Source organism: Streptomyces sp. V4I23, from assembly GCF_030817975.1.
Classification (GTDB): domain Bacteria; phylum Actinomycetota; class Actinomycetes; order Streptomycetales; family Streptomycetaceae; genus Streptomyces.
The window spans coordinates 2,438,340-2,458,148 of the sequence record NZ_JAUSZW010000004.1; the positions used below are offsets into that span (position 1 = coordinate 2,438,340).

Annotated in this window: 12 protein-coding genes; 5 read left to right on the plus strand and 7 right to left on the minus strand. The window is 71.8% G+C overall.

Annotated elements, in window-relative coordinates; all coding sequences use genetic code 11:
• Positions 1 to 114: 114 nt before the first annotated feature.
• A complete protein-coding gene (locus QFZ82_RS13115; RefSeq protein WP_307713339.1) occupies positions 115 to 2,139 on the plus strand; it encodes a M4 family metallopeptidase in 2,025 nt (674 codons plus the stop codon).
• Between the two features lie 68 nt (positions 2,140 to 2,207).
• On the opposite strand, the gene QFZ82_RS13120 is transcribed toward QFZ82_RS13115, so the two are convergent.
• From QFZ82_RS13120 to QFZ82_RS13150, 7 genes are all read right to left on the minus strand, one after another.
• Entirely contained in the window at positions 2,208 to 3,458 is a 1,251-nt protein-coding gene (locus tag QFZ82_RS13120) for an alginate lyase family protein (RefSeq protein ID WP_307713340.1), read from the minus strand.
• A 224-nt stretch (positions 3,459 to 3,682) separates the two neighbouring features.
• On the minus strand, positions 3,683 to 6,337 hold the full coding sequence (gene glgP / locus QFZ82_RS13125; RefSeq protein ID WP_307713341.1) for an alpha-glucan family phosphorylase: 2,655 nt from the start codon (positions 6,335 to 6,337) through the stop codon (positions 3,683 to 3,685).
• A gap of 181 nt (positions 6,338 to 6,518) precedes the next feature.
• Positions 6,519 to 7,802: a flavin-dependent oxidoreductase gene (locus QFZ82_RS13130; RefSeq protein WP_307713342.1), complete on the minus strand. Its 1,284-nt coding sequence runs from the start codon at positions 7,800 to 7,802 to the stop codon at positions 6,519 to 6,521.
• A 43-nt stretch (positions 7,803 to 7,845) separates the two neighbouring features.
• Positions 7,846 to 8,967 carry a monodechloroaminopyrrolnitrin synthase PrnB family protein gene (locus QFZ82_RS13135; protein ID WP_307713343.1) on the minus strand — a complete coding sequence of 374 codons (1,122 nt, stop codon included), beginning with the start codon at positions 8,965 to 8,967 and terminating at the stop codon, positions 7,846 to 7,848.
• 115 nt (positions 8,968 to 9,082) lie between these two features.
• Entirely contained in the window at positions 9,083 to 10,543 is a 1,461-nt protein-coding gene (locus tag QFZ82_RS13140) for an MFS transporter (protein ID WP_307713344.1), read from the minus strand.
• Positions 10,540 to 12,000: a 4-hydroxyphenylacetate 3-hydroxylase family protein gene (locus QFZ82_RS13145; RefSeq protein ID WP_307713345.1), complete on the minus strand. Its 1,461-nt coding sequence runs from the start codon at positions 11,998 to 12,000 to the stop codon at positions 10,540 to 10,542. The genes QFZ82_RS13140 and QFZ82_RS13145 overlap by 4 nt, the downstream gene beginning before the upstream one ends.
• 148 nt (positions 12,001 to 12,148) lie before the next feature.
• Positions 12,149 to 13,114, minus strand: coding sequence for an AraC family transcriptional regulator (locus QFZ82_RS13150; protein ID WP_307713346.1), 966 nt, complete (start codon positions 13,112 to 13,114; stop codon positions 12,149 to 12,151).
• A gap of 118 nt (positions 13,115 to 13,232) precedes the next feature.
• On the opposite strand from QFZ82_RS13150, the gene QFZ82_RS13155 reads away from it, so the two are divergent.
• The 4 genes from QFZ82_RS13155 to QFZ82_RS13170 all read left to right on the plus strand — a co-directional run bounded on the left by QFZ82_RS13155 (position 13,233) and on the right by QFZ82_RS13170 (position 19,808).
• Positions 13,233 to 14,180: an SDR family oxidoreductase gene (locus QFZ82_RS13155; RefSeq protein ID WP_307713347.1), complete on the plus strand. Its 948-nt coding sequence runs from the start codon at positions 13,233 to 13,235 to the stop codon at positions 14,178 to 14,180.
• Between the two features lie 233 nt (positions 14,181 to 14,413).
• Positions 14,414 to 16,513: an alpha-1,4-glucan--maltose-1-phosphate maltosyltransferase gene (locus tag QFZ82_RS13160; protein WP_373429278.1), complete on the plus strand. Its 2,100-nt coding sequence runs from the start codon at positions 14,414 to 14,416 to the stop codon at positions 16,511 to 16,513.
• Entirely contained in the window at positions 16,510 to 18,267 is a 1,758-nt protein-coding gene (gene treS / locus QFZ82_RS13165; RefSeq protein WP_307713349.1) for a maltose alpha-D-glucosyltransferase, read from the plus strand. Before QFZ82_RS13160 ends, treS begins: the two co-directional genes overlap by 4 nt.
• A gap of 176 nt (positions 18,268 to 18,443) precedes the next feature.
• Positions 18,444 to 19,808 (plus strand): phosphotransferase, encoded by a 1,365-nt coding sequence (locus QFZ82_RS13170; RefSeq protein WP_307713350.1) that lies wholly within the window; start codon positions 18,444 to 18,446, stop codon positions 19,806 to 19,808.
• Position 19,809 lies beyond the last annotated feature (1 nt).

Consider the following 19,809-nt stretch of genomic DNA (forward strand, 5'->3'; position numbering starts at 1 on the left):
CCGTTCCGCGCAATCACGTTCGAACGCACCACCGTTCGACCGCTCCACTGCATCGCTGCTCTGCCCGGCCGTCCCACCCAGCCGGCCGGTACCCCCCTCGCAGAAGGAGTCCGCGTGAGACCCACGCATCGCCGTCGCGCCACAGCGACGGGAGCCCTCATCGCCACGGCCGCGCTTCTCGCGGTCGGTTTCCAGACCGGCACATCGGCCGCCCAGCCCGTGGCGGCGCCCGCCGCGGCGAAGGCGGGCAAGGCCGACCCGGGCGCCCTGCCCAAGAACCTCTCGCCCGCCCAGCGCGCGGAGCTGATCCGTGAGGCGACCGCCACCACGGCCGCCACCGCGAAGGAACTCGGCCTCGGGGCCCAGGAGAAGCTCGTCGTCCGGGACGTGGTCCAGGACCGCGACGGCACCACCCACACCCGCTACGAGCGCACCTACGCGGGCCTGCCCGTCCTCGGCGGCGACCTCGTGGTGTCCCGGACGGCGGCGGGAGCCACCGAGTCCGTCAGCAAGGCGTCGAGGGCCGCCCTGAAGAACGTCGACACCAGCGCCGGCATCGCTCCGGCCACGGCCGAGAAGCAGGCGGTGAGCGCGGCCAAGGCGGAGGGTTCCGCCGAGACCGAGGCCGAGCGCGCGCCGCGCAAGGTCATCTGGCTGACGGACGGCAGGCCCACGCTGGCGTACGAGACGGTCGTCGGCGGACTCCAGCACGACGGGACGCCCAACGAGCTGCACGTCATCACCGACGCCACCACGGGCGAGAAGCTCTTCGAACGCCAGGCCGTCCACAACGGCACGGGCAACACCCAGTACAGCGGCCAGGTCACGCTCGGCACGGCCCCGTCGTACACGCTGACGGACACCGGGCGCGGCAACCACAAGACGTACAACCTGAACCGGGGTACGTCGGGCACCGGCACCCTGTTCTCGGGCGCGGACGACATCTGGGGCGACGGCACCCCGCAGAACGCCGAGACCGCGGGCGCCGACGCCCACTACGGCGCCGCCCTCACCTGGGACTACTACAAGAACGTGCACGGCCGCAGCGGCATCCGCGGCGACGGCGTCGGCGCGTACTCCCGGGTCCACTACGGCAACGCGTACGTCAACGCCTTCTGGTCGGACTCCTGCTTCTGCATGACCTACGGCGACGGTGCGAACAACACCAAGCCGCTCACGTCCATCGACGTGGCCGCGCACGAGATGACCCACGGCCTCACGTCCAACACGGCGGGCCTGGTCTACAGCGGCGAGTCCGGCGGCCTGAACGAGGCCACCTCCGACATCCTCGCCGCGGCCGTGGAGTTCTACGCCAACAACACCAAGGACGTCGGCGACTACCTGGTCGGCGAGAAGATCGACATCCGCGGCAACGGCACCCCGCTGCGCTACATGGACAAGCCCAGCAAGGACGGCTCGTCCAAGGACTACTGGTACTCCGGCATCGGCAACATCGACGTCCACTACTCCTCGGGCCCGGCGAACCACTGGTTCTACCTGCTCTCCGAGGGCAGCGGCGCCAAGACCGTCAATGGCGTCGCCTACGACTCGCCGACCTCCGACGGCCTGCCGGTGACCGGCATCGGCCGTGACAAGGCCGCGCTGATCTGGTTCAAGGCGCTCACCACGAAGTTCAGCTCCCGCACGGACTACGCGGGCGCCCGCACCGGCACCATCGCCGTGGCGACGGAGCTGTACGGAGCGACCAGCACCGAGGTCAAGGCGGTCACCGACGCCTGGGCCGGCATCAACGTCGGCTCCCGGCCGGGCGGCGGCGACCCGGACCCGGGCACGGTCTTCGAGAACACGGCCGACGTGTCCATCCCGGACTCCCCGGGTGCGGCCGTGACCTCCTCGATCAACGTCACCGGCCGCACGGGCAACGCGCCCTCGACCCTCAAGGTCGGCGTGGACATCGTCCACACCTGGCGCGGTGACCTGGTCATCGACCTGCTGGCCCCGGACGGGACCGCGTACCGCCTGAAGAACTCCAGCGGTTCGGACTCGGCGGACAACGTCCAGACCACGTACACGGTCAACGCCTCCAGCGAGGTGGCGAACGGCACCTGGAAGCTGCGCGTGCAGGACGTGGCGCGCTACGACACGGGCTACATCAACAGCTGGAAGCTCACCTTCTGAGCGCAGTGGCTTCCTGAGCACACGTCAGCCGAGCCGCCCGGGGTGCGTCGCACCCCGGGCGGCTCCGGTTAGGCGGGGTTGTTCGCGTGGGTCAGGGTCTCCCACGCCACGAACAGGTTGTTGGAGCCCGCGGGCCGCTGCTGCTCCGTCAGGCGCAGGGTGTTGGTCATCCCGTACCCCATGCGGTTGGCCAGGGCGTTGTAGCCGACCTCGGTGATCGGGCCGAGCCCGTCCTTGAGGGCGCCGCCGCACAGGCTGCCGGGCACCGGCTCGACGCCGAGCTGGTACTTGGCGTGCAGGCCGAGGGCGTGCCGCAGCCGGTCGGCGATCTCCGGGTAGAGGTCCTGGCCCTGGATGCGGCTGGTCTCGGCGATGTGGGAGATGGCCGAGAAGCCGTAGCCGGCGTGGGTGAGGTCGCGGCAGGTCTCCTGGCTGATCCCGTTCATCGTGAAGGACGACTGGCCCTGCCAGTAGCGGACGATCTCGTCCCGGGTGTCGAGGCCGGAGCCGGGCGCGGTCTTCGGCAGCGAGCCGTCGCTCGTCAGGTAGATGTACGCGGGGACCCGGCCGCGGAACATGGCGACGGCCCTGTCGTACGCGGCCCGGTCCTCCAGGAAGACCGCGATGCCGATGGCGGCCTCGGTCATGCTCAGTTCCCAGTTGCCGTTGGAGTGGGAGCCGCCCGCTACCTCGGGGAGGTAGACGTTGCGCAGCATGGTGGCGAAGCGGCCGGCGTTCGGCCAGCCGCCCGAGTACGTGTACTTGATGATCTCCGCCGCGCGCGGCCAGGAGGAGCCGGCCCAGCCGGTCTGGAGCGGGGCGTTGCTGTTGGTGTGGTCCTTGATCACGGCCGACCAGGCGTCCATGAGCTCGATGGACTTCTTCGCGTAGCGGCTGTCGCCGGTGATGTACCAGGCGAGCGCGGTGGTGTACGCGGCGATGGCGTCCTCCCGCTCGTCCGTGCAGCCGTGGTTGGGGTTGGAGTACGAGCCGCACTCGACGACGGCGCGCGGCTTCGGGACACGGGAGAGCGCGGCGTACCTGCTCGCCGCCATCTGGTCCCAGGCGCCCTTCCAGGGCTGCGCACCGGCCTGCACCCGGGACTTCACGAAGTCGAGCTGGGGCCTGCTGACGAGGACGCCGGGGTGGGTGAAGGCCGCAGGCGCTGCGGCGACGACGGGCCGCGCGTCGGCCGGAGCCTTCCCGGCGGACGCGGGAGCGACGAGGGCCCCGGCGAGAATGCCGGCGACGACGGTGGACAGGGCGAGGAGGAGTGCTCTCGGCCGGCGCAGGGCGTGCCTGCGGGTTCCGGTGCGCATGGGGGGTGCCTTCCGGTCGGGGGGAACACCAACTGCGTTCAGGTGAATGAACATTGAGCTGCATGGTGAACGCCGTGATGCGTGAGGAAAGTAAAGGCATCCCATGGACACGTCAAGACTGTGGGTTCACGGCGTGAGGACAGCGCCCCCTCACCGGCCGGGCAGCGAAGAGGGCACGGCCCCTCCGGATTCCGGAAGGGCCGTGCCCCGTACGGCGGAACGGCTCAGCGCAGCAGCACGCCCGCCTCCTGCCCCGCGGCCTCCGGGGGCAGCGCCACCAGTCCCATGTCCGCGCCCGCCGGGATCAGCCGGTGGGCGGGCAGCACCCGCACCGTGTAGCCGAACGGTCCCGTGCGGTCCAGCGCCATCGGCCCCTCGTACACCCAGCGGCCCTCCAGATCCGGCCCGCTCGACGGCTTCAGCGGGAAGGTCTGGGCGTCGCGGATCGCGTCGTCGGAGTCGACCCGGCCCGCCACCGCCTGCACCTCCACGTCGTCCGGCCGCAGGTCACCGAGCCGGGCCTGCACCCGCAGCGTCAGCGTGGACCCGAGACCCGCCGTCGCCGCGGCACCCGCACCCGCGTCCTGGTCCACGGCCTCCACATGGTCGACCGCGACCCGCGGCCAGCCCGCCCGTACCCGCGCCTTCCAGTCCGCGAGCTCCTCGGCGGCGGACGCATCCAGGGCCCGGTGGGCCTTCGCCGCGGGGGCGTAGAGCCGCTCGACGTACTCGCGCACCATGCGGCCCGCGAGCACCTTGGGGCCGAGCGTGCTCAGGGTGCGGCGCACCATCGCGATCCAGCGGTCGGGCAGGCCGCCCGAGCCCTGCTCGTAGAAGCGGGGCGCGACCCGCTCCTCGATCAGCGAGTACAGCGCCGCGGCCTCCAGTTCGTCGCGGCGGTCCTCGTCGGTGGCCGCGCCGTCGGCGGTGGGGATCGCCCAGCCGAAGTCCGGCTCGTACCACTCGTCCCACCAGCCGTCGAGCACCGACAGGTTGAGGGATCCGTTCAGCGCGGCCTTCATCCCGCTCGTGCCGCACGCCTCCAGCGGACGCAGCGGATTGTTGAGCCACACGTCGCAGCCCGGGTAGAGCTTCTTCGCCATCGCCATGCCGTAGTCGGGCAGGAAGACGATGCGGTGGCGCACCTTCGGGTCGTCGGCGAAGCGCACCAGTTCGCGTACGAGACGCTTGCCTCCGTCGTCGGCCGGGTGGGCCTTGCCCGCGACGACGATCTGGATCGGGTGTGTGGGGTGCAGCAGCAGCTCGGTGAGTTTGCGGCGGTCGCGCAGCATCAGCGTGAGCCGCTTGTACGACGGCACCCGCCGGGCGAACCCGATGGTGAGCACACCGGGGTCGAGCACCCCGTCGATCCACCCCAGTTCGGCGGCGCCCGCGCCGCGCTGACGCCAGGACGCGCGCAGCCTCTCCCTCACCTCCTGCACCAGCTGCTCGCGCAGCGAGCGGCGCAGCTCCCAGATGTCGGCGTCGGGGATGTTCGCGACGGCGTCCCAGCGCGAGGACCCGCCGACCGACAGGGCGTCCTCCGCGCGGCCCGCGCCGATCTGACGCGCCCCCAGCCGGAAGACCTCGGGCGCGACCCACGTCGGCGCGTGCACGCCGTTGGTGATCGAGGTGATGGGCACCTCGGCCGCGTCGAAGCCCGGCCACAGGCCGGAGAACATCTCGCGGCTGACGGCTCCGTGGAGCCGGGAGACGCCGTTGGCGCGCTGGGCGAGCCGCAGGCCCATCACCGCCATGTTGAACAGGCCCGGCTCACCGCCGGGGTAGCTCTCGGTGCCCAGCTGGAGCACCCGGTCGACGGGCACCCCGGGCAGCTCGGCCCCCTCCGCGAAATGGCGGGCGACGAGCTCGCGGTCGAAACGGTCGATGCCCGCGGGCACCGGTGTGTGGGTGGTGAACACCGTGCCCGCGCGCACGGCTTCGAGGGCCGCGTCGAATCCGAGGCCGGCGCTCTCGCCCAGTTCACGGATGCGCTCCAGGCCGAGGAAGCCGGCGTGGCCCTCGTTGGTGTGGAACACCTCGGGCGCCTCGTGCCCGGTGATCCTGCAGTACGCGCGGACCGCCCGGACGCCGCCGATGCCGAGCAGCATCTCCTGGAGCAGGCGGTGCTCGCTGCCGCCGCCGTAGAGCCGGTCGGTGACGTCGCGGGCGCCCGGTCCGTTGCCCTCGACGTCGGAGTCGAGCATCAGCAGGGGGACGCGGCCGACCCGGGCGACCCAGATGTGGGCGTGCAGCAGGCGGCCGCCGGGCAGGGCCAGGGACACTCCGGCCGGGGTCCCGTCGGTCTCCCGCAGCAGGGTGAGCGGCAGCTCGTTCGGGTCGAGCACGGGATAGTGCTCCTGCTGCCAGCCGTCGCGGGACAGCGACTGGCGGAAGTAGCCGTGCCGGTAGAGCAGGCCGACTCCGATCAGGGGCACGCCGAGGTCGCTGGCGGCCTTGAGGTGGTCGCCGGCGAGGATGCCGAGGCCGCCCGAATACTGGGGCAGGGCGGCGGTGACACCGAACTCCGGCGAGAAGTAGGCGATGGCGGCGGGGAATTCGCCGTCGCCGGGGTCGCCGTCCGCGGACTGGTACCACCTGCGTCCGTGCAGGTAGTCGTCCAGGTCGTCGGCGGCCGCGGCGAGCCGGCGCAGGAAGCGCCGGTCCTTGGCCAGTTCCGCCATCCGGGCGGCGGACACGTTCCCGAGGAGCCGCACGGGATCGCCGGCGACGGCCTGCCACCCCTCGGGATCGACGGAGCGGAACAGCTCTTGGGTCTCGGCGTGCCAGGACCAGCGCAGATTGCGCGCCAGGCCGCTGAGCGGTTGCAGTGGTTCGGGGAGGACGGGGCGGACGGTGAATCGACGAATGGCCTTCACAGGTCCCACCTTCGCAGGGGATGTACGCATCCGAGCGGACGCACGACGGTGTGCGCCCTTTTCCGTCGTTCCCGACGGTAGTCGCACCCCGTCCTCCCCGACCACGGCGCACGGCCCCCTCCTGGGGGCTCGCTTCTCCCCCTGGCTGCGCCGGGGGGACCCCATGCGGCTGTAACCGCTGCTACCGATGGGCGTGCAAAGTTCCTCCGTACGGGGAACCCTGATTCACGCTCCGCGGGTCGAACGCGCCGGTGGCCGCGTACCGTCCCGCGATCTCGGCGAGTTCGCACTCCGGGATCACGTCGCGGATGTCCGTGAATCCGCCGGGCGCACGCCGGTGCGCCAGATCGATGACCACCTCGGGCCCCTGCTGCCGGTTGGACAGCTGAAGCCGCGTCATGGCCGGCCGGCGGTCCGCCTCGTAGGCGGCGAGTGCGGTCACGGGGTCGCGGTGGCGGGCCAGCGCGTGGGCCAGCGCGCGGCCGTCGACGATGGACTGGGTCGCCCCGTTGGAGCCGATCGGGTACATCGCGTGGGCCGCGTCGCCGATCAGCGTCGTACGGCCCAGGGACCAGGCGGGCAGCGGGTCGCGGTCCACCATCGGGTACTCGTACGCGGCGTCGGCGGCGGCGAGGACCACGGGGACGCTGACCCCGTCGAACTCCCAGCCCTCGAAGCGGCCCGCGAAGGTCTCCACGGGGACGGCCCGGTTCCAGTCGCCGCGGAAGGTGCCCCCGGCCGTCTCGGAGGGCGCGGCGAGCGCCCAGTTGACGAGGACGTCGCCGCCGTCGGCGGGCTCGGAGATCGGGTAGACGACCGCCCGCAGCCGGTCGTCCCCGGCGATGAGCATGAAGCGGCCCGCGCGGGCGGCCGGCACCCGGGAGATGCCGCGCCAGACGAGCATCCCGTTCCACGGCGGCTCCCCCTCGCCGGGGTGGAGCGCTGCGCGTACGGCGGAGCGGATGCCGTCAGCGCCGATGAGCAGGTCCGGCTCCAGCGAGGCCCGGCCGCGCCGGGTGCCCTCGCTGTGCTCCAGCATGACGCGCGGGCGGCCGTCGGGGAGAGGGTCGACGCCGGTCACGCGTACACCGCTGAGCAGGGCGCACTCGCCGAGCCTGGCCCGCACGGCCTCGGCCAGCACGAGCTGCAGGTCGCCGCGGTGGACGGACAGCTGGGGCCAGTGGTAGCCGGCGCCCAGCCCGCGCGGATCGCGGGAGATGAGGCCGCCGCTGCGGTGGTAGTAGCGCAGCTCCCGGGTGCGTACGGCGCGTTCCTCGACGCGGTCGAGCACGCCGAGCGCGTCGAGTTCACGCACTGCGTTGGGCATGATGTTCAGGCCGGCGCCGACGGGGCGGAACTCCTGGGTCGCCTCGACGACCGTGATCCGCTCGAACCCGGCCGTGTGCAGGGCGAGTGCCGCGGTCAGACCGGCGATGCCGCCGCCGGCGATCAAGATGTGGGTCATGGGGACGGTCTCCTCCTACTCTCCTGTGGCTCTCCTTCGGCGGTCAGCGGGCGGCCCGGGCGGGCGGCTCCACGGAGCGGCGCACCAGAGTCTCGTTGTCCCGGGTCAGGTCGAGCACGGAGCGCAGGAGGGCGACGGGAGCTCCGCCGCTGCCCGCGTCGTAGAGCCGTACCTCCTCGCTGTAGGCCTTGCGCGCGATGGTGAGGTGGCGCGCGCGGAAGGTCTTGAGGATGCGCAGGACGCGGGTGAGGGAGACGGCCGACGCGGTGAGCGTGGCGGGGACGCGGCCGCCTCCCTCCCAGCTGAAGGCGGCGGAGAGCTTGGAGACCGCCGAGACGCCGCCGCGGTGGGCCGCGTAGTGGGCGCGCCAGGACGGCAGGCTGTACTGGACGGAGTCGTCGAGGAAGGCGTCGTAGCGCTCGTTTCCGCGATCGCACTGCCACAGCGTCAGGTCGACCAGCCAGAGCGGGACCTGGGCGGCGGCGGGGCCGAGGTAGTCGCGGCCGGCGACGTCGATCTCCTCGAAGTAGGAGCGCATCTCGCGGGCGAAGAAGACGGGCGAGACGCGGGCGACGGTCAGGTCGATGGCGTCGACCATGGCCTGCACCTGCTGGGCGATGCGGTCGAGGACGAGGGCGAAGCAGGGATCGTAGGGCTCCAGGCGGGCGAGCTCCGCGCAGGTGTCGAGCGAGGCGACGAGACTGGGGAAGACCATGCGGACGGCGTCCTGGAGGTTGCCCTCCATCGGGTCGCCCGTGTACATCCGCCGGCGCTTCCCCAACGGGTTCCAGGTCGTGTAGTGGTGCACGGTGTCACGCGGGACCATGTCGGTGCGGCGGCCCAGTTCCTCGAGGACGGGAAGCGCCTCCGGCACGGCCGCGAGCGGCTGCGTGCCGTGACGTTTGAGCGAGCCGAGGAGGATGCCGAGGTCGCGCATGGCGGCGAGCGCGTCGACGACGCCGAGCGAGGCCACCCGGTCCTCGTCGGGTACGAGGGTGCGCAGGGCGACGGTGAGCGCGGGCACGTCCGCCTCCGCGTTCATCGCGGGGAGCGCGGCGAGGAGCGCGTCCGCGCCGAGCGGGTCCGCCGCGCGTATCTCCGCTATCCGGTAACGCGGTTCGCCAAGCACATCGAGACCGGGCGCGACAAGGTCGTACAGGGTCAACGGAACGTCCCTTCGGACAGAACGGTTCACTGGTGGGATGTGGGGCGGGCGGTGCGCGGGCGCCGCGGTGCCGCAGGGCCGCACGGCTCCCGCCGGGGCACCGTCCCGCCCCCGGTCACTCCACGGCGCCGCCGACCCGGTCCTGGCGTGGCGGCGCCATGGCGGGCGCGGGCAGCCGCAGCCGGGAGGAGAGCAGGGCGGCCAGGGCCGCGAACACGGCCCCGGCCAGAAGGGCGGACCTGAAGCCCGCGGTCTCGGCCGCGGCGTCGCCGGCCGCCGTGGTCCCCGCGGTCGCGACGGCGACCAGGACGGCGAGCCCGAGGACCGAGCCGAACTGCTGGCTGGTGTTGACGAGTCCGGAAGCGAGCCCGGTCTCGTCGGGCGACGCGTCGGCGGTCGCCGCCACGTTGGTGGTGACCATGACGAGCGGCAGGGCGACGCCCAGGACGAGGCTCGGGGCCAGGACGGTGGTCGGGAACGTGCCGCCGGCGTCGAGCGCGAGCGCGAGCCAGACCATGCCGAAAAGCAGCAGGCCGAAGCCGAGCGTCATGGTGCGGCCCAGCCCGAGCCGGCCGATGAGCCGGCCGGTCTGCGGTGCGACCGCGACGACGACCAGGGACAGCGGCAGCAGGCCGAGGCCGCCGACGAGCGGGGACTGGCCGAGCACGCTCTGCAGGAAGAGGCTGACCAGGAAGAACATCGGGAACAGCGCCATCTGGGCCAGTGCGGCCAGGAGGTTGGCGAGCCGCAGGGCGGGGCGGCGCAGCACGGCGGGCGGCACGAGCGGCCGGGCGACCTGCCGCTCCAGCAGGGCGAACGCGGCGAGCAGGGCGAGTCCCGCCGCCCCGCTCGCGAGCGTCCGCACCGCGGTCCAGCCCGCCTCGCCCGCGCCGACGAGGGCGTACGCCAGGAGCCCGAGCCCGCCGGTCGCGGTGAGGGCGCCGCCGATGTCGAAGCCTCGTTCACGGCGGCGTTCGCCCGGTGCGAGCAGCCGCGGGGCCGCGGCGGCGAGCACGAGCGCGACGAGGACGTTGAGCCAGAACGTGGCGCGCCAGCCCAGGAGATCGGTGAGCACGCCGCCGAGCACCGTGCCGAGCACCCCGCCGAGTCCGCCCATGGCGGCGAACACCCCGAGCGCCCTGTGCCGGCCGGGTCCGTCGGGGAAGAGGGTGAGCAGCAGGGCGAAGGCGGCGGCAGCGGCGAGCGCCGCGCCCACGCCCTGCGCGGCGCGCGCGGCGATCAGGTGCCCGGCGCTGCCGGCGACGCCGCCCGCGGCGGACGCGGCGGCGAGCAGCCCCAGTCCGGTCAGGTAGAGCCTGCGGTGCCCGAACAGGTCGGCGGTCCGCCCGCCGAGCAGCAGCAGTCCCCCGAAGGTGATGAGGTACGCGTTGGCCACCCACGACAGCCCGGCGGAGCCGGACCCGAGGTCGTCACCCACGGAGGGCAGGGCGACGTTGACGATCGCGGTGTCCATGATGAGGAGCAGCTGGGTGGCCGCGAGCAGCAGGAGCGCGGGGCCGGCCCCGGACGCGGCGCGGTCGGCGTGGGCCGCGTCCGCGGTGCGGTCGGGGGTCACCGTTGCGGGGTCCTCTCGTCGAGCGCGTACCCCGACAGGCACGCCCGCGCCAGCGCCTCGCAGCTGTCCGTGTCGCCCTCCCACACCTGCTGCATCAGGTAGACGTGCGGTGCGCCGTGGTAGAAGCGCTCGTACTGCTCGTGGCGGGAGGCGAACTCCGAACCGAGCGCGTCCCACGCCAGCTTCAGCAGCTTGACGCGGTCCTCGGCCGGGTGGCCGGGCGAGCGGATGTACTTGCGCACCAGCGGCCCCAGTTCCGGGTGGAGCAGATCCTCGGCGGAGGCGGGAAGCTGGATGACTCCGCCGCCCGCCAGCGTCTTGATCTCCTGGACCGCAGCCGGGTACAGCTCCCCCGCCATGATCCGCTGCGCGAACGAGATCTCCTTTCCGGGCATCACGCCCCCGCGTCCGCCGTCGACCTGCTCGTACGACGCCTCGGCCGCCAGCACGAACGCCTTGGCCTGCGCCACCCTGCCCATCAGCCGGCCGATCGCCTGGGTGACGGGCGGCAGCTGGTAGGTGTTGTTCGCCTTGGTCAGCAGGATGGCGATGCCGGTCAGGAACTCCAGCTTGGTCCAGAAGCGCGTGGCGGCCTGGTGCACGAAGTTCACGTACGCCGGGGTGCGCCACCACATCCCGAACGTCGCGTCGACGTTCCGGTACGTCAGCACCCGCTCCCACGGCACGAACACGTCGTCGCACACGAGCAGCGCGTCGTTCTCGTCGAACCGCGAGGAGAGCGGGTTGTCGAAGACGCTGCGGGCCTGCGCCTCGTAGGAGGTACGGGAGAGGAACTTCAGGCCGGGCGTGCCGATCGGCACCGAGAAGCACAGGGCGTGGTCGACGTCCTGCGGTGCGAGCGGCTCGATGGTGCCGACGATGACCTCGTTGCCGAAGACGGCCGCCGTGCCGATCATCTTGGCACCGCGCACCACGACGCCGCCGTCCTTCTCGGCGACGACCCGCACGACCAGGTCGTCCTCCTCCTGCTCCGACGCCGCCTTCGTACGGTCGATCTGCGGGTTGGTGATGGTGAACGTGGGGTAGAGGTCGCCCTCGGCCAGCCTGCGGTGGTAGGCGACCGCGTTGTCCGCGCCGTCGAAGCCGTCGGTGGTGAACAGCTCCGGCGCCGCCGCGAACCCGGCCGCCCCGCCCGCCATGTAGTCCGGCGTGCGCCCGAGGAAGCCGAAGCTCGACTCGGCCCACACCTTGTACGCGCGGCGCCGCTCGACGAGGTCCTCGTACGAGCGCGGGACCTTGAACGCGCGATGCGCACCGTCCGCGGTGAGCACGGACGCGTACCGCGGGTCGCGTGCCAGGTCGTAGAGCCGCGCGATCGATGCCGCGGTGTTGCGGAAGGCGGCATGGCGGGTGACATCGGCGACGCGCTCGCCGTCGAGCCACACCTCGCGCCCGTCCCGCAGCGATGCGAGGTATTCCTGGCCGGACCTGGTCAACGTCTCTCCTCGAAGGGACTGCGGCTGGACGGACCTCCGCCTGGCCGCGCTCGGGGCGGGCCGGCGGCGGCCGGTTTCAGCCGAGCCTGTCCCCCGCCGGGACACCGGGCAATGAACGACCGTCCAGCGGTCCTTAAGAACCGGCCAATCATGCGGCTGACGCACCCTTGCTGCGGTATTCGCCGGGCGTCATCCCGTACCACTTGCGGAAGGCCAGGTGAAAGCCGACCGTGCTCTGGTAGCCGACCCGTTCGGGCACGGCCGACTGCGGCAGCGAGGTCTCGCCGAGCAGCCGGGCGGCCTCCTGCATCCGGCGGCCCGTCAGATGGCGGGCGGGTGCCTCGCCGACGAGGTCCCGGAACGCCGCGGTGAACGCGGAGCGGGACATGCCGACCTCGCGGGCGAGCGACTCGATGGTCCAGGGCTCGGCGAACCGGGTCGCGATGATCACCATGGCCCTGCTGATGCCGGGGTGCCCGAGGACGGGCAGCGCGGACGGATTGCCGGCCAGGTCGCGCAGCAGCGGCCGCAGCGCGAGCACGAGCGCCATCTCGAAGGCACGCAGGGTGATGAGCCGGTCGCCCGGGCCCACCGGCCGGTCCGTCGTGGCGAGCAGCCGCAGGGTGTCGCGCAGCAGCGGCTCCTGGTCGACCTGGGAGCCGTCGAGCACCAGGGCCCAGGGCAGCGCCTTGTACAGGCCGGTCGCCGCGCTCGCGTCGTAGTGCAGTCCGGCGCACAGTATCCGGCTGACAGGTCCCTCCCCCTCGATGCGGATCTCGCCGGACGTGCCGGGCCGGCGCTCGGGCAGCATCGCGGCGAGTGAGACGCCCCGCCGGTCGGGGCGGTCGGCGAGCCGGTGCGCGGTCCCGGTGGGGAAGACGGCGAGGTCGCCGGCGCGCAGCTCGATCGGCGTCTGGTCCTCGCCGGTGATCCAGCAGCCCCCTTCGGTGATGAAGTGCAGTACGGCACAGCTCTGCTCGGCATCCCCCTCGATGGCCCACGGCGCGCGCAGATGCCACCGGCTGTCGAACACCCCGGTGAGCCGCAGTGGTTTCAGCAGCTCGCTCAGGAGGTCGTCACGCTCACTATGGGTCGGTTCCAGTGGTCGGTCCATTGGACGATCCTTCAACCCCCGCCCCGGATTGTTAATTGATCGGCCGAAGCCGCCGCCGCGAGCCTGGACGTGCCGTTCACGGCAGCAGCCACACCCTATCGAAGGGCCCTTCTGAGACATGTCCGATCACATTCCGATGCGCGTAGCCGTGGTGGGGGCGACCGGTTTCCAGGGCGGCGCCACGGCCCGTCTGCTGGCCGAGCGGGGCCACCGGGTGCGCACCCTGAGCCGCAAGCCCGAGGAGGACCGCCCCAAGCTGCCCGGGGTCTCGGTCGCGAGCGGCGACCTGGGCCGGCAGGAGGACGTGCGGCAGCTCTTCGAGGGCGCGACCCATGCCGCGGTGACGATCCCTCTGGTGTACGAGGCCGAGAAGGTCATGCGCTACGCCCAGCACATCGCGAGGGCGGCCCGGGACAGCAAGGTGCACCGGATCGTCTACAACGCCAACACCCGTGTCCCGCAGCAGACGACGAACGTCGCGGCCTTCGAGACGCGCCGCCTGGTGGAGACGGTGCTGCGCGAGGGCCTCGCCGAGAGCGGCGTGGAACTGGTCGTCGTGCGCCCTCCCGTGTATCTGGACAACCTCTTCAGCCCCTGGAACGGACCGGCGCTGGTGAACGAGGGCGTGCTCGCCTATCCGCTGCCCGCCGACGTCCGTACCGCCTGGATCTCCCATCGCGACCTGGCGCAGGCGGTTGTCGGGGCCCTCGCCGCGGAGGGGATGGGCGGCCGGGTCTTCGACATCGGCGGCGCGCAGACCCTGACCGGCCCCGAGCTGGCCGAGGCGTTCGCCCGGGGGCTCGGGCGTCCGGTGCGCTACACGGCACTCGAGCCGCACGTCTTCGAGCAGGGACTCGCGCAGATCCTGGGCCCCCGGACGGCGGCCGGGGTGGCGGGGATCTACCACTTCATGGCGAGCGGCGCCGAGCCGGGCCTGATGGCGGGCGACGGCGGCCGAGCGGCGCGGGAGCTGGCGTTCACGGCGGCGGCGGTGGACGAGTGGGTGACCCGGCAGCCGTGGCAGATGTGGTCGGGCCGTACAGCGGAGTCCGCCGAGACGGCCTGACGGCACGTCGGGAGCGACCGTATACAAGGGCAGACAGGAAGGACCGGTTCCGTTCACGTGACGGGTCCGGTCCTTTTTCGTCCGTCTTGCGCGCCCCGCTACGTCCTAGTAGTTAACACATCGCCGGATTGGCCTCCCCCGGGGCGGGGGAAGGCTCATCCGGTACGTACGCGAGCGCGCCCTGAAGATCGCATCCTTTCCCGCCACCCGAGTGAACGCGGACAGGAGCCGACATGCCCGCACCCGGCCAGTCACCGACCGAGCAGTTACAAAGAAGACAAACACTGCCTCTACGTGCTCGACCCGCCCTGCCCGAACAGCCCTCAGGTGATGTCGTGAACTCGCTCATTGGTCGCATTCCCGTCCTGGACGTACGCCCGCTCGTCGACTGCGGCAGAAGGCCGGCGAAAGCCGTGGCGGGTGAGACCTTCCGGGTCACCGCCACGGTCTTCCGCGAGGGCCACGACGCGGTCGCCGCCAATGTCGTGCTGCACGACCCGAAGGGCCGCCCGGGGCCCTTCACCCCGATGCGGGAGCTGGCTCCGGGCACCGACCGCTGGGGCGCCGACGTCACCCCCGACTGCGAGGGTGCGTGGACCTACACGGTGGAGGCGTGGAGCGACCCGGTCGCCACCTGGCGGCACCACGCCGGGATCAAGATCCCGGCCGGCATCGACACCGAACTGGTCCTCGCGGAGGGCGCCGAGCTGTACGAGCGCGCCGCGGCCGGGGTGCCCAAGAAGGACGGCCGTGAGGCGGTCCTCGCGGTCGCCGACGCGCTCCGTGACACGGAGCGGCCCGCGGCGGCACGGCTCGCCGCCGCCCTCGCCGCCGACGCCGCCGCAGCGCTCGCCCGTCACCCCCTGCGCGAACTGGTCAGCTCGTCACCGCCGCTGCCGCTCAAGGTCGAGCGCCGGCGCGCGCTGTACGGCTCCTGGTACGAGCTGTTCCCGCGTTCGGAGGGCGCGGTGGTCAAGGAGGGCGAGCCGCCCGTCTCCGGCACGCTGCGCACCGCGGCCGAGCGGCTTCCGGCCATCGCGGCGATGGGCTTCGACGTGGTGTACCTGCCGCCCGTCCACCCCATCGGCACCACCCACCGCAAGGGCCGCGACAACTCCCTGACGCCGGGCCCCCATGACGTCGGCGTGCCCTGGGCGATCGGCTCGGCCGAGGGCGGTCACGACGCGATCCATCCCGACCTCGGCACGCTCACGGACTTCGACCACTTCGTGCGGGCGGCCCGCTCGCTGCGCATGGAGGTCGCGCTGGATTTCGCGCTCCAGTGCTCGCCCGACCACCCCTGGGTCAAGGAGCACCCGGAGTGGTTCCGCCACCGCCCCGACGGCTCCATCGCGTACGCCGAGAACCCGCCGAAGAAGTACCAGGACATCTACCCCATCGCGTTCGACGCCGACATGCCGGGACTGGTCCGCGAGACGGTGCGGCTGCTGCGCTTCTGGATGGACCGGGGGGTGCGCATCTTCCGCGTCGACAACCCGCACACCAAGCCCGTCGTCTTCTGGGAACAGGTGATCGCCGAGATCAACGGCGCGGACCCCGACGTGGTCTTCCTCGCGGAGGCGTTCACCAGACCGGCCATGATGCACACCCTGGCCGAGATCGGCTTCCAGCAGTCGTACACCTACTTCACCTGGCGCAACGGCAAGCACGAACTCACCGAGTACATCCGGGAACTGTCCGGTGAGGCCGCCTCGTACATGCGGCCGAACTTCTTCGTGAACACCCCCGACATCCTGCACGCCTACCTCCAGGAGGGCGGCCGGCCCGCGTTCGAGGTGCGGGCGGTGCTGGCCGCGACGCTGTCGCCGTCGTGGGGCATGTACGCCGGGTACGAGCTGTGCGAGAACGTCCCGCTGCGCGTCGGAAGCGAGGAGTACCGCTGCTCGGAGAAGTACCAACTGCGGCCGCGCGACTGGGAGTCGGCCGAGCGGGAGGGCCGCACCATCACTCCTCTCATCACCCTTCTCAACCGGCTCAGGCGCCGCCACCCGGCACTTCAGCAGCTGCGCGACGTCCACTTCCACCACGCCGACAACGAGGCGGTGATCGCCTACTCCAAGCGCTCGGGCCAGGACGTCGTGCTCGTCGTCGCCAACCTCGACCCCCACCACACCCAGGAGGCCACGGTCTCGTTGGACATGCCGCGACTCGGACTCGAAGAACACGAGACCGTACCGGTGCGCGACGAGCTCACCGGCGAGACCTATCACTGGGGCAGGGCCAACTATGTGCGCCTCGAGCCAGGCATCACGCCCGCGCACATCGTCACCCTGCGACCGTCCCCGCAGACCGGAGGGTCACCCACATCATGATCGTCAATGAACCCGTTCCCGACACGTTCGAGGACACTCCCGCCCGCGACCGCGACCCCGACTGGTTCAAGCGGGCCGTCTTCTACGAGGTCCTCGTCCGCTCCTTCCAGGACAGCAACGGCGACGGCATCGGCGACCTCAAGGGAATCACCGCCAAACTGGACTATCTGCAGTGGCTGGGCGTCGACTGCCTGTGGCTGCCGCCGTTCTTCAAGTCACCCTTGAAGGACGGCGGTTACGACGTCGCCGACTACACCTCGGTGCTGCCCGACTTCGGTGACCTGGCCGACTTCGTGGAGTTCGTGGACGCCGCCCACCAGCGCGGCATGCGCGTCATCATCGACTTCGTGGTGAACCACACCAGCGACCAGCACCCGTGGTTCCAGGAGTCCCGGACCAACCCCGACGGCCCGTACGGCGACTACTACGTCTGGGCCGACGACGACAAGCAGTACCAGGACGCCCGCATCATCTTCGTCGACACGGAGTCGTCGAACTGGACCTTCGACCCGGTACGGAAGCAGTACTACTGGCACCGGTTCTTCTCCCACCAGCCCGACCTCAACTACGAGAACCCCGCCGTGCAGGAGGAGATCATCTCCGCGCTGCGGTTCTGGCTGGACCTGGGCATCGACGGATTCCGGCTCGACGCCGTGCCGTACCTGTACCAGGAGGAGGGCACCAACTGCGAGAACCTGCCGCGCACGCACTCCTTCCTGAAGCGGGTGCGCAAGGAGATCGACGCGCACTACCCGGACACGGTGCTCCTCGCCGAGGCCAACCAGTGGCCCGAGGACGTCGTCGACTACTTCGGCGACTACGCGGCCGGCGGCGACGAGTGCCACATGGCGTTCCACTTCCCGGTGATGCCGCGGATCTTCATGGCGGTACGGCGTGAGTCCCGCTACCCGGTCTCGGAGATCCTGGCCAAGACCCCCGCCATCCCGAAGAACTGCCAGTGGGGCATCTTCCTGCGCAACCACGACGAGCTCACCCTCGAGATGGTCACGGACGAAGAACGCGACTACATGTACGCGGAGTACGCCAAGGACCCGCGGATGCGCGCCAACATCGGCATCCGCCGCCGTCTCGCCCCGCTGCTGGACAACGACCGCAACCAGATCGAGCTGTTCACCGCGCTGCTGCTGTCCCTGCCCGGCTCACCGATCCTCTACTACGGCGACGAGATCGGCATGGGCGACAACATCTGGCTCGGCGACCGTGACGCGGTGCGCACACCGATGCAGTGGACCCCCGACCGCAACGCGGGCTTCTCCTCCTGCGACCCGGGCCGGCTGTACCTGCCGACCATCATGGACCCGGTCTACGGCTACCAGGTCACCAACGTCGAGGCGTCGATGTCCTCTCCGTCGTCGCTGCTGCACTGGACGCGCCGGATGATCGAGATCCGCAAGCAGAACCCGGCCTTCGGACTCGGTTCGTACACCGAGCTGCCGTCGTCGAATCCCGCGGTGCTCGCCTTCCTGCGCGAGTACAAGGACGATCTCGTGCTCTGTGTGCACAACTTCTCGCGGTTCGCACAGCCGACCGAGCTCGATCTGCAGACGTTCAACGGACGGCACCCGGTGGAACTGATCGGCGGGGTGCGGTTCCCGGCCATCGGTCAGTGGCCGTATCTGCTGACGCTCGCGGGCCACGGCTTCTACTGGTTCCGGCTGCGGAAGGAGGCCGCACCGGTGCCGGCACCGACCGTGATGCCCGGCCCCGGAACGGGGGGAACCACCCCGGCCTGACGGCCCCCGGGGGGGAGTCACGGGTCCGAAAGGCGCCCCCTGCGCCGGCGGGGCGGTTTCCGCCGCCCCGCACCGGGCACTCTCCCCCTCATCCCCGCGCGCCGCCGGACAGCCACAGCTGTAATCCGGGACACTTTGCGCATTCGTGGTGTACCCGGGGAAAGGACGCGATGCCCATGTCGGAGGCTGCATCCACCCGGATCCCGCTCGCTCTGCTTCCGTCGCTCGCCCCCCTGCTCCACCAATGGCTGCCCCGGCAGCGCTGGTTCGCGGGCAAGGGAACGCCGGTCACCGGCTTCTCCCTCGTGTCGGCGACCGAACTGCTGCCTCTGCGGGGCCCGGGACCGGGTCTGCTGCACCTGCTCGTACGGGTCGAGCAGCCCGGGGCGCCGGGCGACTGCTATCAACTGCTGATCGGGGTACGGGAAACCCTGCCGCCCGCTCTCGCGCCCGCGCTCATCGGCCATCTCACCGACGGCCCGCTCGCCGGGCGCACCGTGTACGAGGGCACCCACGACCCACGGCTCGCCGCCCTGCTCCTGGAGCGGCTGCGTACGCCGGGCTCGCTGGGGCCGCTGCGCTTCCAGCGCTACGCCGGCTCGCCCGCGATCCCCCACGGACTCGCGCCCCGTCCGCTCGGCGCGGAGCAGTCCAACTCCTCGCTCGTGTACGGCGACACGTACATCCTCAAGCTCTTCCGCCGCCTGCACCCCGGCCCCAACCCGGATCTGGAGCTGCCGCTCGCGCTGGCCCGCGCGGGATGCGAGCGGGTGCCCACGCCTGTCGCCTGGTACGAGTCGGCCGCGCCGGAACCTTTCACCCTGGGCGTGCTCCAGCCGTTCCTGCGCGGCTCGCGCGACGGATGGGTGCTCGCGCTCGAGGCCCTCGCCGAGGGCCGCTCCTTCCGGACCGAGGCCGGTGAACTCGGGCGCGTGACCGCCGAGGTGCACACGGCGCTGGCCCGCGCGCTGCCGAGCGTGAAGCTGAGCGGAGCGCAGAGCGAGGAGCTGGCCACCGCGATGACCCGGCGGCTGGAGGCCGCCGTGGGCGCGGTTCCCGCGCTGGAGCCGTACGCGCCCCGGCTGCGGACGGCGTTCGAGGCGGTGGCGGTGCTCGGGCGGCGCGGCCGCATCTGGGCCGCGCAGCGCGTGCACGGCGATCTGCACCTCGGCCAGATACTGCGCGGCCCCGTGGCGACGCCCTGGTCGGTCATCGACTTCGAGGGCGAGCCGGCCAGGCCGCTCACCGAGCGCTGCCGCCCGCAGCCGGCGGTGCGCGACGTCGCCGGAATGCTCCGTTCCTTCGACTACGCGGCCCGCACGTACCGCCCGTCGAACCCGGCCTGGGCGGACGCGTGCCGCGACGCGTACTGCACGGGCTACGCGGAAGCCTGTGGCAGCGACCCGCGCGCCGAGCCCGAACTGCTGCGCGCCTACGAGACCGACAAGGCCGTCTACGAGGTCGTGTACGAGGCCAGGCACCGGCCGGACTGGCTGCCGGTTCCGATGGCCGCGATCGACCGCCTCGCGACGCTCGACTGAC